The sequence below is a fragment of the Citrobacter sp. L55 genome (genome assembly GCF_002850715.1).
Taxonomy (GTDB): Bacteria; Pseudomonadota; Gammaproteobacteria; order Enterobacterales; family Enterobacteriaceae; genus Citrobacter; species Citrobacter braakii.
In genome coordinates this window covers 26,166-42,127 of sequence record NZ_KZ559403.1, presented here as the reverse complement: position 1 = coordinate 42,127, position 15,962 = coordinate 26,166, and the positions used below count along the sequence as shown (strand labels likewise).

At 53.1% G+C, this 15,962-nt stretch carries 15 protein-coding genes and 2 pseudogenes; 13 read left to right on the top strand and 4 right to left on the bottom strand.

Translation table 11 applies throughout. The features are described 5' to 3' along the window. Positions 1-15: 15 nt before the first annotated feature. On the bottom strand, positions 16-2,568 hold the full coding sequence (mrcA, locus tag B9P82_RS12020) for a peptidoglycan glycosyltransferase/peptidoglycan DD-transpeptidase MrcA (protein ID WP_047415970.1): 2,553 nt from the start codon (positions 2,566-2,568) through the stop codon (positions 16-18). 120 nt (positions 2,569-2,688) lie between these two features. Between mrcA and B9P82_RS12015 the strand changes: the two genes are divergently transcribed. From B9P82_RS12015 to B9P82_RS28925, 13 genes and pseudogenes are all read left to right on the top strand, one after another. Then, positions 2,689-3,468 carry a type IV pilus biogenesis protein PilM gene (locus B9P82_RS12015; RefSeq protein ID WP_047415972.1) on the top strand — a complete coding sequence of 260 codons (780 nt, stop codon included), beginning with the start codon at positions 2,689-2,691 and terminating at the stop codon, positions 3,466-3,468. Continuing rightward, positions 3,468-4,007 (top strand): PilN domain-containing protein, encoded by a 540-nt coding sequence (locus B9P82_RS12010; protein WP_047418319.1) that lies wholly within the window; start codon positions 3,468-3,470, stop codon positions 4,005-4,007. Before B9P82_RS12015 ends, B9P82_RS12010 begins: the two co-directional genes overlap by 1 nt. Further along, a complete protein-coding gene (locus B9P82_RS12005; RefSeq protein WP_080859340.1) occupies positions 3,991-4,446 on the top strand; it encodes a HofO family protein in 456 nt (151 codons plus the stop codon). Before B9P82_RS12010 ends, B9P82_RS12005 begins: the two co-directional genes overlap by 17 nt. Continuing rightward, positions 4,436-4,849 carry a HofP DNA utilization family protein gene (locus B9P82_RS12000; RefSeq protein ID WP_016154790.1) on the top strand — a complete coding sequence of 138 codons (414 nt, stop codon included), beginning with the start codon at positions 4,436-4,438 and terminating at the stop codon, positions 4,847-4,849. Before B9P82_RS12005 ends, B9P82_RS12000 begins: the two co-directional genes overlap by 11 nt. Continuing rightward, positions 4,752-5,999 (top strand): DNA uptake porin HofQ, encoded by a 1,248-nt coding sequence (gene hofQ, locus B9P82_RS11995; protein ID WP_101700384.1) that lies wholly within the window; start codon positions 4,752-4,754, stop codon positions 5,997-5,999. Before B9P82_RS12000 ends, hofQ begins: the two co-directional genes overlap by 98 nt. 404 nt (positions 6,000-6,403) lie before the next feature. Then, positions 6,404-6,925, top strand: a complete 522-nt coding sequence (gene aroK / locus B9P82_RS11985) for a shikimate kinase AroK (RefSeq protein ID WP_003023552.1) — start codon at positions 6,404-6,406, stop codon at positions 6,923-6,925. A gap of 57 nt (positions 6,926-6,982) precedes the next feature. Beyond that, positions 6,983-8,071: a 3-dehydroquinate synthase gene (aroB, locus tag B9P82_RS11980; protein WP_016154788.1), complete on the top strand. Its 1,089-nt coding sequence runs from the start codon at positions 6,983-6,985 to the stop codon at positions 8,069-8,071. A gap of 96 nt (positions 8,072-8,167) precedes the next feature. After that, positions 8,168-9,453: pseudogene (gene damX, locus B9P82_RS11975) on the top strand (cell division protein DamX). Positions 9,454-9,570: 117 nt separating this feature from the next. Further along, on the top strand, positions 9,571-10,407 hold the full coding sequence (gene dam / locus B9P82_RS11970) for an adenine-specific DNA-methyltransferase (protein ID WP_016154786.1): 837 nt from the start codon (positions 9,571-9,573) through the stop codon (positions 10,405-10,407). Between the two features lie 17 nt (positions 10,408-10,424). Then, positions 10,425-11,102: a ribulose-phosphate 3-epimerase gene (gene rpe / locus B9P82_RS11965; protein WP_003023561.1), complete on the top strand. Its 678-nt coding sequence runs from the start codon at positions 10,425-10,427 to the stop codon at positions 11,100-11,102. Then, a complete protein-coding gene (gene gph / locus B9P82_RS11960) occupies positions 11,095-11,853 on the top strand; it encodes a phosphoglycolate phosphatase (RefSeq protein ID WP_101700383.1) in 759 nt (252 codons plus the stop codon). Before rpe ends, gph begins: the two co-directional genes overlap by 8 nt. After that, complete coding sequence (gene trpS, locus B9P82_RS11955) at positions 11,846-12,850, top strand: tryptophan--tRNA ligase (RefSeq protein WP_016154784.1); 1,005 nt, start codon at positions 11,846-11,848, stop codon at positions 12,848-12,850. Before gph ends, trpS begins: the two co-directional genes overlap by 8 nt. Positions 12,851-13,008: 158 nt before the next feature. After that, positions 13,009-13,086: pseudogene (locus B9P82_RS28925) on the top strand (hypothetical protein); the annotation flags it as partial. A 77-nt stretch (positions 13,087-13,163) separates the two neighbouring features. Here B9P82_RS28925 and B9P82_RS11945 read toward each other — a convergent pair. The 3 genes from B9P82_RS11945 to nirC form a co-directional block, all read right to left on the bottom strand. Continuing rightward, the gene (locus B9P82_RS11945) at positions 13,164-13,334 is read right to left on the bottom strand and encodes a YhfL family protein (protein ID WP_016154783.1); all 171 of its coding nucleotides are present in this window, start codon (positions 13,332-13,334) and stop codon (positions 13,164-13,166) included. Between the two features lie 307 nt (positions 13,335-13,641). Continuing rightward, positions 13,642-15,015 carry a siroheme synthase CysG gene (cysG, locus tag B9P82_RS11940; protein ID WP_016157628.1) on the bottom strand — a complete coding sequence of 458 codons (1,374 nt, stop codon included), beginning with the start codon at positions 15,013-15,015 and terminating at the stop codon, positions 13,642-13,644. A gap of 11 nt (positions 15,016-15,026) precedes the next feature. After that, a complete protein-coding gene (gene nirC, locus B9P82_RS11935; RefSeq protein ID WP_047501468.1) occupies positions 15,027-15,836 on the bottom strand; it encodes a nitrite transporter NirC in 810 nt (269 codons plus the stop codon). Between the last annotated feature and the right edge of the window lie 126 nt (positions 15,837-15,962).

Sequence of the window (15,962 nt, the reverse complement as noted above, 5' to 3'; positions counted from 1 at the left end):
TTGAACGGTCAGGGATCAGAACAGTTCGTGCGTCTCACCATTATCGATAATGGTCGTCCCCACCTCATGCACCGCCTGTTGCGTCGGCTGAGTGCCTTCAATGAAGTATTCTGCGCGGCTGTTGCCACCGCTTGCCAGTTGACCGGTGCTGCGATCGATATTGACCGTCACGATACCCGGCGGCGGCGTCAGAGGCTGCTCAGGCACGCCTTCCAGCACGGACTTCATATAGGCATCCCATGCAGGCTGTGCGCTCTTTGCGCCGCCTTCGTAGCCGGAGATCTGGTCTTTGATCGCCCCAGAAGCCGTCGTGTGCCCGAGATTGCGGCGATGGTCATCAAACCCGATCCATACCGACGTCACCACGCCTGGCCCGTAGCCGGAGAACCATGCATCTTTAGAGCTGTTGGTGGTCCCGGTTTTCCCGCCGATATCATGGCGCTGTAAATCGCGACCTGCACGCCAACCGGTTCCCATCCAGCCCGGCTCACCAAAGATATTGGTGTTCAGGGCGCTTTTAATCAGGAAGGCCAGCGGCGTGTTGATCACGTGTGGAGCGTACTCCTGCGTGCCGCTTTGCGCGACCAGCGCCTGGTTTGCCTGCTCAAGCTGAGGCATAGGCACGGCGGCATTCTGCTGTTCCTGCGAGACGGCGACATCTTCGACGTTACTGTTTTCCAGCACGTTAGATTTCTGGGTATCACCATAAATCACCGGAATATCGCATTCCGGACAGGCAATTTTCGGCTTCGCCTCGAAGATAACGCCGCCCATATCGCTTTCGATTTTACTGATGAAATACGGATCGACCAGGAAGCCGCCGTTCGACATCACTGCATAACCGCGCGCCACCTGCAACGGCGTGAATGAGGCAGAACCCAGCGCCAGCGACTCGGTGTGCACAATGTTCTGTGCCGGGAAGCCGAAACGTTGCAGATACTCTGCCGCGTAATCCACGCCCATCGCGCGCATGGCGCGTACCATCACCACGTTTTTCGACTGACCCAGCCCCTGACGTAAGCGGATAGGACCGGCGTATTGCGGCGGTGAGTTCTTCGGCTGCCAGTCGGAACCCGCGCCGGCATCCCAGCGGGAGATCGGCACGTCGTTGAGCATGCTCGCCAGCGTCAGACCTTTATCCATCGCGGCGGTATACAGGAATGGTTTGATGTTGGAACCCACCTGACGTAACGCCTGGGTTGCACGGTTAAACTTGCTCTGGTTGAAGTCAAAACCACCGACCAGCGCCAGCACCGCGCCGTTTTGCGGATTGATGGAGACCAGTGCGGAGTTGACGTCCGGTACTTGCGCCAGCCACCAGGAATCGCCAACCTGGCGTACCCAGATTTGCTGCCCGGTTTGCACCACATCAGTCACTTTGCGCGGCGTCGGGCCTTGCTGGGTATCCGAGCGGTAAGGACGCGCCCAGCGCATGCCATCCATCCGTAATGACACTGACGTACCATCCGCCAGCGCGGCAATGGCTTCCTGCGGATTGGCGCTGGTAACAACCGCCGGTAGCAGGGGACCATAAGTCGGTAGCGCTTTCAGCGTATCGGTGATTTTCTTGCTGTCCCAACTGCTTTCGCCCACTTTCCACAGCACGTTCGACGGGCCGCGGTAACCGTGGCGCATGTCGTAATCCATCACGTTGTTACGTACTGCCTGCTGAGCAGCCTGCTGTACTTTGCGCGTAATGGTGGTGGTGATGCGATACCCGTCCTCATAGGCTTTCTCGCCATAACGATTATACATCTCCTGGCGCACCATCTCAGAGAGATACGGCGCGGAGAAGGCGATTTCCGGCGCGTGGTAGTTGGCGTCAATGGCTTCGCCGCGCGCCTGATCGTACTGAGCCTGCGTGATGTAGTTTTCGCTCAACATACGCGACAGTACGACGTTACGTCGCGCGGTTGCCCTTTCCATCGAATAGAGGGGGTTGAAGGTTGACGGCGCTTTTGGCAGACCGGCAATCACCGCAATTTCACTTAAGCTGAGCTGATCAACCGTCTTACCGAAATAGACCTGCGCGGCAGCACCAACGCCATAAGCGCGATACCCCAGGTAAATCTTGTTCAGATACAGTTCGAGGATCTCATCTTTACTCAGCAGTTGTTCAATGCGGATCGCCAGGAACACTTCTTTGATCTTACGCATCAGCGTACGTTCCGGGCTCAGGAAGAAGTTTCTCGCCAACTGTTGGGTGATGGTGCTGGCCCCTTGTGATGCATGGCCGGAGAACAGCGCGACGCTGGCAGCACGGAAGATCCCCACCGGGTCTACCCCGTGGTGCTCATAAAAACGACTGTCTTCGGTAGCGATAAAGGCTTTAACCATTACCGGCGGCATCTGATCCAGGGTGACCGGGATTCGACGTTTCTCGCCATATTGCGCGATCAGCTCGCCATCAGCGCTGTAAACCTGCATCGGGATCTGTAAACGCACATCTTTGAGCGTCGCGACGTCAGGTAATTGCGGCTCAATATAGCGATAGAGGCCATAAATCGAGCCTGCTCCCAGCAGGATGCAACATACTGCAAGGATTAATAAATACTTTACGAACTTCACTGGAGATTTCCCATTTAGTGGCATTTGGGCAGTTTATAAACAAACGCGCGGTAGTATAAAGGCAAGCCAGACGCATTGATATACCCGTTAAAGCAACGGGTGATAAGGAGATCATCAGCAATGGCTTTCAATATCTGGAAAATTGGTCTGCATATTCAGCAACATGAAGCGCTGGCTGTCGCCGCAGTTCACGACGCATCCGGGTGGTTTCTCCAGCGCTGGTGGCGTATACCGCTGACGCCTCAGGTTATCGTCGATGGCCACATTCGCGAGCCTGAACAGCTTGTCGCAGCGCTACTGCCGTGGAGCCGGGAACTTCCTCGCCGACACCATATTCATCTCTCTTTTCCTGCCAACAGGACGTTACAAAAAAAGTACCCTCGTCCGGAAATGATGCTGCGCGAGCCGGAGCAAGCCGCATGGTTATCCGGTTCGATGGCGCGTGAGCTGGATATGGCGCCGGATGCGCTGCATTTTGATTATAGCGAAGACACGTTAAGCCCGGCGTTTAACGTCACTGCCGCGCAAAGCAAAGAGATTTCAGCGCTTCTGACGCTTATCCAAACGTTGAAGGTACAGGTTACGGCGATTACGCCGGATGCCAGCGCGTTACAGCGATTTATACCTTACCTGCCAGAACATCATCAGTGTCTGGTATGGCGTGATGACACCCAGTGGCTATGGGCGACCCGTTCGGCATGGGGGCGTAAATCAACGGGCGATATTGGCTGTATCGACGAGCTTGCCGCGACATTATCGCTTTCCACGACAGCCATTGCGCTATGCGATCCCAGCGGCTTCGATCCTTTAAGCGTGGTGTCTGTACGCCAGCCGCCAATTCCAACGCAAAGCCATCGCTTCACCATTGCACTGGGACTCGCTATGGGAGGCACATGTTGATGATAGCGACCATCAATCTTCTGCCCTGGCGCCAGACGCGACGTCGCGTCTGCCTACGCTTCTGGAGTGTTTTATTTGGCGCTTCGCTACTGCTTAGTAGCGGCGTGTTGTTGCGCTATTACAGCGTTTTGAGCGTAGAAAACCAGGTCGAATTGTTGTTAGCGGATGCCGAAAAGACGCGGGCCGAGGCTTTAATGGCGCTAAAGTCGCGTGTGCAGCAGCGCCAGCAACGATGGCAACAGGTTCAAGCGCGGAACAAACAGCGTGAGCAGACCCGAAGCTGGCAGCGGGTTTTGCAAGGGCTGGCGGAATTACTGCCAGAGCAGGCGTGGTTAACAAAAATAACCTGGCAGCAGGAGACACTGGAACTGACGGGAAACACGCTGAGCTTTGCCGCGCTGAAGGCGCTGGAAGCGCAATTACGCCAGCTGCCGCTGTTTAAATTGGGTAGCCCTGGCGAAACGCAGCAGGATGCGCAGGGACGCTGGCAATTCCACTATCGACTGATGCGGAGCGGTGCGCATGAAAACGCTTTGTGATAGCTGGTTAGCACAGTCGCCGCGCTTTCGGCTCATCTGCGGCGGTGGCTGGATGCTGGGACTGCTCATCGTCGTCATGTTATGCCTCAGCTCCACCGCGCAGAAACGGGTTATGCAACAAGAGGCGCTAAATCAGCAACGAGCGGCCATTCAGGCACAATGGCGAAATTTATATCTGCTGGCGGCATCGCCAGAAGAGCTTGAAGAGACGCTGATTCCGTTCTCCCCACTGCTGTTTCAGACTCCTCTTGCACATCTTATCCACTGGCAACCCTCCGCACAGGGAGGAGAAATGACGCTGAAGCCAGGCTGGGATGCCATCCCGCCGATGTTTGACCAATTAGCGGAGCAAGGGATGAACGTCAGCCGGTTTTCTCTTTACGCAGAAGGTGCGGAGCTGCTGTTAACACTACAACTGGAGCGCCTGAATGATGGTTGAACGCTGGCTGTTGGCGTGCGTAAGCGTACTGATACTCACCGGTATGCGTAATCCCTTCCTGCCGCCGGAGGACCGCTGCCAAATTGCTGAGCTGTCGGCATGGCGCTATCAGGGAATATTGAGCCAGGGCGCGCGACCCATTGGCATTGTTCAGGATAGCCAGAAAAAATGGCAGCGGGTTGAGCGAAATGATGTCCTGAAAAACGGTTGGACGGTTACGCAGATAACGGCCCAGAGCGTAACCCTCGACACAGGGAAAAACTGCGAGCCGTCGCAGTGGCAGTGGCAACGACAAGGAGCGATAAATGAAGCGATGGATGGCATGGATAGTACTCGTACTGGTGGTCGGGATTCAGAGCGTACTGGCGGCGAAATCACAAAACGTGACGCTGGTGGTCGATGATGTGCCGGTTGTGCAGGTATTGCAGGCGCTGGCCGAACAGGAAAAGAAAAACCTGGTAGTTTCACCGGATGTCAGCGGTGTGCTGTCACTGCATTTGACGGATGTGCCCTGGAAGCAGGCATTGCAAACGGTGGTGAAAAGCGCCGGGCTGGTATTACGCCAGGAAGGCAACATTCTGCATGTGCATTCTGTTCAATGGCAGAGTGAAAATGCGGCTCGTCAGGACAATGAGCAGGCACGGCTTCAGGCCAGCCTGCCGTTGGAACATCGCAGTATCATTTTGCAATATGCTGATGCCTCCGAGCTGGCAAAAGCCGGAGAAAAGCTGCTCAGCGCCAAAGGAAGTATGACGGTGGATAAACGCACCAACCGCTTACTGCTGCGTGATAATAGCGTTGCGCTTAACGCACTGGAAACGTGGGTGGCGCAAATGGATCTGCCGGTTGCACAAGTCGAACTGGCGGCGCATATCGTGACGATTAATGAAAAAAGCTTGCGTGAGCTGGGGGTGAAGTGGTCGCTGGCTGACGCACAGCAATTGGGGGCGGTGGGGAACGTCACAACGCTTGCCAGCGATCTTTCTGTATCCACAGCCACATCCCGTGTGGGATTTAACATTGGCCATATTAACGGTCGTTTACTCGAGCTGGAGCTGTCTGCGCTGGAGCAAAAACAGCAGTTGGACATCATCGCCAGTCCACGCTTACTGGCTTCTCACCTGCAACCAGCCAGTATTAAGCAGGGTAGTGAGATCCCTTATCAGGTCTCCAGCGGTGAAAGCGGCGCGACATCCGTCGAGTTCAAGGAAGCTGTATTAGGGATGGAAGTCACGCCCACCGTATTGCAGAAAGGACGAATCAGACTGAAACTGCATATCAGCCAGAATGTTCCCGGGCAGGTGCTACAGCAGGCGGATGGCGAAGTTCTGGCTATTGATAAGCAGGAGATTGAAACCCAGGTCGAGGTAAAAAGCGGCGAGACGATTGCGCTGGGCGGGATTTTTTCACATAAGAATAAATCCGCAGCCGACAGCGTGCCGCTGTTAGGCGACATCCCCTGGCTTGGCTCTCTCTTTCGCCATGATGGTAAAGAAGACGAACGGCGTGAATTAGTGGTTTTTATTACGCCCAGACTGGTTTCAACGCAATAACTTATGCATGAAAAGCCGTTGTTTTTGCACTGAACACGTTTCAGAGATTTGACGTGCGGGTGTATTTAGCATACAAGGAGTACCGATTTGAGTGTCGGTACTTTTCTTTACTTATGCGGCAGTAAATACGCTTTGCCTTTCTGGTGGTGTGTCATAGGCTTATTTGGTGTCATTTGGCTGCGCGATACGTCGCCAGGTCTGATGTTTGCAGGGTAGCATGCCTGCCACGACCAGAAATGCGTAAGGTTTGGTGATTTATTCAGTTGCCAAACCCGCTTGAGTATTGAGATAATTTTCAGTCTGACTCTCGCAATATCTTATGAGGTTTCAGTTCATGTCCTGCTGCGCTGAGTGTCTGCGAAGCGGGTTTACCATTAACGAATAGTCTTAGTAGTACCGAAAAAATGGCAGAGAAACGCAATATCTTTCTGGTTGGGCCTATGGGTGCCGGAAAAAGCACTATTGGGCGCCAGTTAGCTCAACAACTCAATATGGAATTTTACGATTCTGATCAAGAGATTGAGAAACGAACCGGAGCTGATGTGGGCTGGGTCTTCGATGTAGAAGGTGAAGACGGCTTCCGTGATCGCGAAGAAAAAGTCATCAACGAGTTGACGGAAAAACAGGGTATTGTGCTGGCAACTGGCGGTGGCTCTGTTAAATCACGTGAAACACGTAACCGTCTTTCCGCGCGTGGCGTCGTGGTCTATCTTGAAACGACAATTGAAAAACAACTTGCGCGAACTCAACGTGACAAGAAACGCCCGCTGCTGCAGGTAGAATCGCCGCCTCGTGAAGTTCTGGAAGCGTTGGCTGACGAACGCAATCCTCTGTACGAAGAGATTGCTGACGTGACCATTCGCACCGACGATCAGAGCGCAAAAGTCGTAGCAAACCAGATTATTCATATGTTGGAAAGCAACTAATTCTGGCTGAATACACACTCGTCTGCGGGTACAAGTAACTAAGGTGGATGTCGCGTAATGGAGAGGATCACAGTCACTCTCGGGGAACGTAGTTACCCTATCACCATCGCGGCTGGTTTGTTTAATGAGCCAGCTTCATTCTTACCGCTGAAATCGGGCGATCAGGTTATGTTGGTGACCAACGAAACCCTGGCTCCCCTTTATCTCGATAAGGTTCGCGGCGTACTTGAACAGGCGGGTGTTAACGTTGATAGCGTTATCCTTCCCGATGGCGAGCAGTATAAAAGCCTGACGGTTCTGGATACGGTTTTCACTGCGTTACTGCAAAAACCGCACGGTCGTGATACCACGTTAGTCGCACTTGGCGGCGGCGTGATAGGCGATCTGACCGGTTTTGCGGCAGCCAGCTATCAGCGTGGTGTTCGTTTTATTCAAGTCCCGACAACCCTGTTGTCGCAGGTCGACTCCTCCGTTGGCGGCAAAACCGCCGTAAACCATCCCCTCGGTAAAAACATGATTGGCGCGTTTTACCAACCGGCGTCCGTGGTGGTGGATCTCGATTGTCTGAAAACGCTTCCTGCGCGTGAGCTGGCATCGGGGCTGGCGGAAGTGATCAAATACGGCATTATCCTTGACGGTGAATTTTTCAGTTGGCTGGAAGAAAATCTGGATGCGTTATTGCGTCTGGATGGTCCGGCGATGGCGTACTGTATTCGTCGTTGTTGTGAGCTGAAAGCAGAAGTTGTCGCAGCGGACGAGCGTGAAATGGGCTTACGTGCTTTACTGAATCTGGGACACACGTTTGGCCATGCGATCGAAGCTGAAATGGGTTATGGCAATTGGTTACATGGTGAAGCCGTTGCAGCCGGTATGGTAATGGCTGCTCGTACGTCAGAACGCCTTGGACAGTTTACCTCCGCTGATACGCAGCGCATCATTACGCTGCTGCAGCGAGCGGGCTTGCCGGTCAATGGACCGCGTGAAATGTCCAGCGAGGCTTATCTGCCGCACATGCTGCGAGATAAAAAAGTGTTAGCGGGAGAGATTCGTTTAGTGCTTCCGCTGGCATTAGGGAAGAGTGAAGTGCGCGGCGGAGTGTCGCACGAGGTGGTTCTTAACGCTATTGCTGATTGCCAGCCGGCGTAACAACAAGAAAGGTCTGGCTTGCGTTGCGAAACGTAGGTCTTTTAGCTTCAGGTTATGTGCAAAGTCGTAAGCATTAACCTTTGAGTGGGGTGTTAAATGGATGAATTCAAACCAGAAGACGAGCTGAAACCCGATCCCAGCGATCGTCGTACTGGTCGTTCTCGTCAATCGTCTGAACGCGATAATGAGCCGCAAATCAATTTTGATGATGTTGATCTGGATGCTGACGATCGCCGTCCTGCGCGCGCACGTAAAGAGCGTGAAGAAGAACGGGACATTGAAGAAGAGTATGAGTCTGATGACGATGACGTGGATGAAGAGCGTGTAGAACGCCGTCCGCGCAAGCGTAAGAAACCCGCCAGCAAGCCTGCCTCTCGTCAGTATATGATGATGGGGGTCGGTGTACTGGTGCTGTTGCTGCTGATCATCGGTATCGGTTCTGCGCTGAAAGCCCCCTCATCATCTCCCAGTGAGCAGGCTGGATCTGGCGAGAAGAGCATTGATCTTTCTGGCAACAACGCGACGGATCAGGCGAGCACGACTACGCCTGCAACAGGCGCTGAGCAGACCGCTGGCAATACCCAGCAGGATGTTTCCCTACCGCCGATTTCCTCTACCCCAACTCAAGGTCAGACACCTGCGGCAACTGAAGGCCAGCAGCGTGTTGAAGTGCAGGGCGATCTGAACAACGCTCTGACGCAACCGCAAGGCCAGGAGCAGGTTAACAATGTAGTGGTTAACTCTACGCTGCCGACCGAACCTGCGACCGTTGCGCCAGTTCGTAATGGTAATGCTGTGCGCCAGACTGCGAAAACGGAAACGACTGAACGCCCTGCTGCGACACACCAGGAACGTAAACAGGCCGTTATTGAGCCGAAGAGCAAACCGCAAACTACGGTGAAAGCGACGCAGACAGAGCCGAAACCTGTTGCTCAGGCAAAACCAACTGCAACTGCGCCGACGACCACAACCAAGGCACCTGTGGTTACCGCTACGCCGAAGGCGACCGTTGAGCCGAAAGCAACCGCGACTACAACGCCTGCGCCAACTGCGACGGCAACAACGTCAACACCTGTTGCTGGTGGAGCGAAAAGTGCTGGAAATGTCGGAGCGTTAAAATCTGCGCCGTCCAGCCATTACACGCTGCAGCTCAGCAGTTCTTCTAACTACGACAACCTTAACGGTTGGGCGAAGAAAGAAAACCTGAAGAACTACGTGGTGTATCAGACGACGCGTAACGGTCAACCGTGGTATGTTCTGGTAACAGGCGTGTATGCGTCTAAAGAAGATGCGAAACTGCAGTGTCTACGCTACCCGCCGATATTCAGGCGAAAAATCCGTGGGCAAAACCGCTGCACCAGGTTCAGGCCGATTTGAAGTAAGATAGGATATGTTCTGCAATGGTTTGCTGTTTCGCCCAATTGCGGGACAAAGACTAAAGCGCAGGATGCTGTCGGAGCTTTCTCCACAGCCGGAGAAGGTGTAATTAGTTAGTCAGCATGAAAAAAAATCGCGCTTTTTTGAAATGGGCAGGGGGAAAATACCCCCTGCTTGATGATATCAAACGGCATTTACCTCAGGGTGAATGCCTGATTGAACCTTTCGTGGGTGCCGGGTCGGTGTTTCTCAACACCGACTTTTCTCGTTATATTCTTGCCGATATCAACAGCGACCTTATCAGTCTCTATAACATCGTGAAGACACGTACCGATGAGTATGTGCAGGCTTCGCGTGAGCTGTTTATGCCTGAAACTAATCAGGCTGAGGTGTACTATCGGTTCAGAGAAGAATTTAATGCCAGTCAGGATCCGTTCCGCCGCGCAGTGCTGTTCTTGTATCTGAACCGCTTTGGTTACAACGGATTGTGCCGTTATAACCTGCGCGGCGAGTTTAATGTACCGTTTGGTCGTTATAAAAAACCTTACTTCCCGGAAGCCGAGTTGTACCATTTTGCTGAAAAAGCGCAGAATGCTGAGTTCCATTGTCTCTCCTATGAAGAGTGCATGGACCGTGCGGATAGCAACTCTGTGGTCTATTGTGACCCGCCTTATGCACCGCTTTCGGCGACGGCAAATTTCACCGCGTATCATACCAACAGCTTTAGCCCAAAAGAGCAGGCACATCTGGCCGAGATGGCAGAAAAGCTGGTCAGTAAGCAGATCCCGGTGTTAATTTCGAACCATGACACGCCCGATACCCGCGAATGGTACCGATCGGCGAAACATTTTCAGGTCAAAGTGCGGCGCAGCATTAGCAGCAATGGCGGCACGCGTAAAAAGGTGAACGAACTGCTGGCACTGTATAAACCAGGAGTTGTAACGCCTGCGAAGAAATAATTCTCAAGGAGAAGCGGATGAAACAGTATTTGATCGCCCCCTCAATTCTGTCGGCTGATTTTGCCCGCCTGGGTGAGGACACCGCGAGAGCGCTGACTGCCGGTGCCGACGTCGTGCACTTCGATGTCATGGACAATCACTACGTACCAAACCTGACCATCGGCCCGATGGTACTGAAATCGCTGCGTAAATATGGCATTACTGCCCCGATTGACGTTCATCTGATGGTGAAACCGGTCGATCGTATTGTCCCGGACTTCGCCGCCGCCGGCGCGAGCATCATTACTTTTCACCCGGAAGCCTCCGAGCATGTCGATCGCACTTTACAGCTGATCAAAGAGCATGGCTGTAAAGCGGGCCTGGTGTTTAACCCGGCAACACCGCTGAGCTATCTGGACTACGTCATGGATAAGCTCGATGTGATCCTGCTGATGTCCGTTAACCCAGGCTTTGGCGGGCAGTCCTTTATCCCACAAACGCTGGATAAGCTGCGCGAAGTGCGTCGTCGTATTGATGAATCTGGCTACGATATCCGCCTCGAAGTGGACGGCGGCGTCAAGGTGAACAACATTGGTGAAATCGCGGCGGCGGGTGCAGATATGTTTGTCGCAGGCTCTGCTATTTTCGACCAACCAGACTACAAAAAAGTCATTGATGAAATGCGCAATGAACTGGCGAAGGTAAGTCATGGATAAGTTTCAGGATATTCGGGGCGTGGCATTTGACCTCGACGGTACGCTGGTCGACAGCGCGCCGGGATTAACCGCAGCGGTGGATATGGCGCTGTATGCGCTGGAACTGCCGATTGCCGGTGAAGAACGCGTTATCACCTGGATTGGCAACGGTGCAGATGTACTGATGGAGCGCGCGCTGGCGTGGTCGCGTCAGGAGCGCGCCACACTACGTAAGACAATGGGTAAACCGCCCGTTGACGATGATATCCCCGCCGAAGAACAGGTGCGTATTTTGCGTAAGCTGTTCGACAGATACTACGGCGATGTCGCAGAAGAGGGGACATTCCTGTTCCCTGATGTTGCCGACACGCTGGGCGCGCTGCATGCGAAAGGATTGCCGCTGGGTCTGGTGACCAACAAACCGACCCCGTTTGTCGCGCCATTGCTTGAGGCGTTAGATATCGCCAAATACTTTAGCGTGGTCATCGGTGGTGACGACGTGCAGAATAAAAAACCGCATCCGGATCCGCTACTGCTGGTAGCAAGCAAGCTTGGCATCAAGCCTGAGCAATTGCTCTTCGTAGGGGATTCACGTAATGATATTCAGGCGGCAAAAGCTGCTGGCTGTCCGTCCGTTGGCCTGACTTATGGCTACAACTACGGCGAGTCGATCGCGCTGAGCCAACCCGACGTTATTTACGACCGTATTAATGAACTACTGCCCGTTCTCGGGCTTCCGCATAGCGAAAATCAGGAATCAAAAAATGACTAAGCCCATCGTTTTTAGTGGCGCACAGCCCTCAGGTGAATTGACCATTGGCAACTATATGGGTGCGCTGCGTCAGTGGGTGAGCATGCAGGATGACTACCATTGCATCTACTGCATCGTTGACCAACATGCCATCACCGTTCGTCAGGATGCTCAGCAGCTGCGTAAAGCAACGCTCGATACGCTGGCGCTGTATCTGGCATGCGGTATCGATCCTGAAAAAAGCACCATTTTCGTCCAGTCTCATGTACCGGAACACGCACAGTTAGGTTGGGCGCTGAACTGCTACACCTATTTCGGCGAGCTGAGCCGTATGACCCAGTTCAAAGATAAATCCGCACGCTATGCGGAGAACATCAACGCCGGTCTGTTTGATTATCCGGTGCTGATGGCGGCAGACATCCTGCTGTATCAGACCAACCAGGTACCGGTTGGCGAAGATCAGAAACAGCATCTGGAACTAAGCCGCGATATCGCCCAGCGCTTCAACGCCCTGTATGGCGACATCTTCAAAGTGCCTGAGCCGTTCATTCCTAAATCCGGTGCGCGCGTGATGTCGCTGCTGGAGCCGACGAAGAAAATGTCCAAGTCGGATGACAACCGCAACAACGTGATCGGCCTGCTGGAAGATCCGAAATCCGTGGTTAAGAAAATCAAACGTGCGATGACCGATTCCGAAGAGCCGCCTGTTGTACGCTACGACGTGCAGAATAAAGCGGGTGTTTCCAACCTGCTGGATATCCTCTCTGCCGTTACCGGCCAGAGCATTCCGGAGCTGGAACAGCACTTTGAAGGCAAGATGTATGGTCATCTGAAAGGTGAAGTCGCAGAGGCCGTTTCCGGCATGCTGACCGAGCTTCAGGAGCGTTATCACCGTTTCCGTAACGATGAAGCTTTCCTGCAGCAGGTGATGAAAGATGGCGCGGAAAAAGCCAGCGCACGCGCGTCTGTTACGCTGAAAGCGGTTTACGAAGCGATTGGTTTTGTCGCCAAGCCGTAATGCGCTCTGCGTTGCTGAAGAAACCGGGTTCTACCCGGTTTTTTTTCGCCTGTTCGCTGGTGAATCTCAAAAAATATGAAGCGCCTCGCCGTTTGCATATTTCCTTATATCAATCACTTTAATGAAGATATAAATATTCAATTTACTGAAGATATAAAATGCGTCGGATATTTATCAAGAGAGAGGAGGGACTGACAACCCTGGCCCGCTACCTGCTCGGCGAGAAGTGCGGTAACGTGTGAATGAGCATTTAACCTATAAATATAAAAACCGGGGATTTCCCGGTTTTTTTGTATCTGCGCAATCGCTTCTGTTACAGATCTGCAGCTGGGCCACAGCCACCAATAATTTTAGAAATAGAAATTGCCGGATGCAGGAAGTAATCGTAGGTGCAGTTATCTTTTTTGTTATCGACATGACCAGTACACGCGGTCAGCGTAGCCAGAACACCAGCAACGATAGTGATTTTTGCAAATTTCAGCATGTTAAAATCCTTGTAAGATATCTATTTTTAAATGGATGAAATCCATTTCTCGGCGGTTAAGATATCAACTAAAATAAACTTAAAGTAGTCCGGATTAGGACATAACAAGTTTTATATAAAATATGCTTTCAATGAATTTGAATGTTTTAAAAATACATTTAATTAATGATTAACGGTTGGGCTACTGAGGCGAGTATATAGCGTATATCGGTTATTTATTTCTATCGGAAGATAAATAAATGCCCTGAATATGAACTGTCCAACTTTATGGGGGCAGTCCAACATCAGGGCATTTTTCAGCGTTAAATTAATGGTTCGAGAACCAGTTCAGCTTATCGCGTAGTCCAACCACGCGGCCGACGATAATCAGCGCCGGGCTTTCAACCTGCTGCGCCAGTTCGCCGAGTTGCGAAAGCACCCCGTTAACAACGCGTTGCTTCACGGAGGTACCGTTTTCTACCAGCGCGACAGACATATCGGGTTGCATGCCAAATTCGATCAGTTTTTCCTGGATAGTAGCCGCCTGATTGAGGCCCATGTAGAACACCAGCGTCTGTTTCTCTGCCGCCAGGTTTTCCCAGTCCAGCTCGCCGCCGGTTTTCAGGTGCCCGGTGACCAGACGTACACTCTGGGCGTAATCTCGATGGGTCAGTGGAATGCCGGAATAGGCGGAACAACCGGATGCTGCGGTAATACCTGGCACAACGGAGAATGGAATACCGGCATGGCACAGGGTTTCCAGCTCTTCGCCACCACGGCCAAAGATGAACGGGTCGCCACCTTTCAGGCGCACGACGCGTTTGCCCTGTTGCGCTTCACGCAGCAGGATCTGGTTAATCTCTTCCTGCGGTACACAGTGGTAGCCCGCGCGTTTACCGACGAACACCCGGTCGGCATCGCGGCGTACAAGGTTCATGATGTCGTCGGATACCAGACGGTCATAAACCACGACATCCGCTTGCTGGATCTGCTGTAGACCTTTCAGCGTCAGCAGCCCGGCATCGCCAGGACCGGCGCCAACCAGCACTACTTCGCCTCGATGGTCCAACGGTTCGCTGAGCAACTGCTCGGTGGTTTCCTCGACGGCTTTCTGGTCACTGTTCGCCAGCGACTGCGCCAGGCGGTCATTCACGAACAATTTTTCCCAGAAGCGGCGACGTTCACCCATGCTGGCAAACTGTTCTTTCACTCGGGCGCGTAACTTGCCTGCATATTGCGCGACCTGGCCCAGATGCTGAGGCAGCACAGATTCAAGTCTTTCACGTAGCAGACGGGCAAGCACCGGCGATGTACCGCCGGATGAGACCGCCACCATCAGCGGCGAGCGGTCGATAATGGAGGGCATGATAAAACTGGCTGCTTTTGGCGCATCGACCACGTTGCAGAAAATACGACGTGATTCTGCGGCGGTGCTAACGCTTTGGTTGACTGCATCGTCATCGGTGGCGGCAATAGCCAGCCAGCAGGTGTCGAGCAGGGACTCGTCGAACGGTCCCTCAACCAGCGTCAGCATGCCTTCATCTGCCCATACGGTGAACTGCGGAATAAACGCCAGCGCATTAACCGTTATACGGGCGCCCGCTTCCAGCAGTAACCGCGCTTTGCGTTCTGCGACATCACCACCGCCGACGATCAAGCAGTCGCGGTCACGTAGTTGACAAAATATAGGCAAATGATCCACGACATTACCCCTTAATTATTGGCAGTAGCCTCTGGCTGGTTGATTTTTGCCGGAGCAGGACGCTCCGATTTTGGCGTAGCATACCAATAACCCAATCCCATGAATACGACACCGGACAAAGTATTACCGAGTGTCACCCACAACAGGTTATGACCAATTCCTGACAGGGTATAGGCTTCGCTGTGGTGGCCGAACCAGGAGAGGGCAAACAGCGTCATGTTGGCAACCGAGTGCTCGTAACCGGAAGCGATAAACGCCAGTAGACACCACCAGATAGCGAGGAATTTTGCTGCGCCCTCGGTACGAATTGCCATCCAGATTGCCAGACAAACCAACCAGTTACACAGTGCGCCTTTAAAGAACAGCACCGTTGCTGGCGCGGTAGTTTTCGCCAACGCCACCGAATGGACGATGCTGGTATCGACCGGCAGCAGGCTACCGCCGCCCCAACTATAAAGCAGAGCGACAAACACAGATCCGACCAGATTACCCAGCCAGGTTTGCGGCAGAATAGCCCACATCTGACCGTGACTGATGGTGCCCGCTTTGACGCCGAGCGTCAGGAACATGGTGTGACCGGTAAACAGTTCCGAACCGGCAATAATGACCAGCGTTAAAGCGATACCAAAGGTTGCACCCATTACCAGAGGACGAACGGACGGGTCGAGCAGATTACCGAGGGTGAAAATAAGAATGATGCCGAGACCGACGTAGGCCCCTGCCATTGCCGAACTGACCCAGAATCCGAGCGGGTTATTAGCCGAGAGGCGTGCGATGCGCGCAGCGTTAGCCGCACACTTATTAATAGTGTCTGTGAACATGTGTTGATTATCCTTGAAGTACAAACAATAAAAAGAAATCGTAACCGTAGGCCGGATAAGGCATTTATGCCGCCATCCGGCAATGTGCTTGTGCAATTGCCGGATGGCGCTACGCTTATCAGGCCT

Excerpts from the sequence above, each read along its gene's own strand:
- B9P82_RS12015 (WP_047415972.1), top strand. The coding sequence starts at position 2,689 with ATGGCTTTCAATATCTGGAAAATTGGTCTGCATATTCAGCAACATGAA.
- B9P82_RS12010 (WP_047418319.1), top strand. The coding sequence starts at position 3,468 with ATGATAGCGACCATCAATCTTCTGCCCTGGCGCCAGACGCGACGTCGC.
- B9P82_RS12005 (WP_080859340.1), top strand. The coding sequence starts at position 3,991 with ATGAAAACGCTTTGTGATAGCTGGTTAGCACAGTCGCCGCGCTTTCGG.
- B9P82_RS12000 (WP_016154790.1), top strand. The coding sequence starts at position 4,436 with ATGATGGTTGAACGCTGGCTGTTGGCGTGCGTAAGCGTACTGATACTC.
- hofQ (WP_101700384.1), top strand. The coding sequence starts at position 4,752 with ATGAAGCGATGGATGGCATGGATAGTACTCGTACTGGTGGTCGGGATT.
- aroK (WP_003023552.1), top strand. The coding sequence starts at position 6,404 with ATGGCAGAGAAACGCAATATCTTTCTGGTTGGGCCTATGGGTGCCGGA.
- aroB (WP_016154788.1), top strand. The coding sequence starts at position 6,983 with ATGGAGAGGATCACAGTCACTCTCGGGGAACGTAGTTACCCTATCACC.
- dam (WP_016154786.1), top strand. The coding sequence starts at position 9,571 with ATGAAAAAAAATCGCGCTTTTTTGAAATGGGCAGGGGGAAAATACCCC.
- rpe (WP_003023561.1), top strand. The coding sequence starts at position 10,425 with ATGAAACAGTATTTGATCGCCCCCTCAATTCTGTCGGCTGATTTTGCC.
- gph (WP_101700383.1), top strand. The coding sequence starts at position 11,095 with ATGGATAAGTTTCAGGATATTCGGGGCGTGGCATTTGACCTCGACGGT.
- trpS (WP_016154784.1), top strand. The coding sequence starts at position 11,846 with ATGACTAAGCCCATCGTTTTTAGTGGCGCACAGCCCTCAGGTGAATTG.
- B9P82_RS11945 (WP_016154783.1), bottom strand. The coding sequence starts at position 13,334 with ATGCTGAAATTTGCAAAAATCACTATCGTTGCTGGTGTTCTGGCTACG.
- nirC (WP_047501468.1), bottom strand. The coding sequence starts at position 15,836 with ATGTTCACAGACACTATTAATAAGTGTGCGGCTAACGCTGCGCGCATC.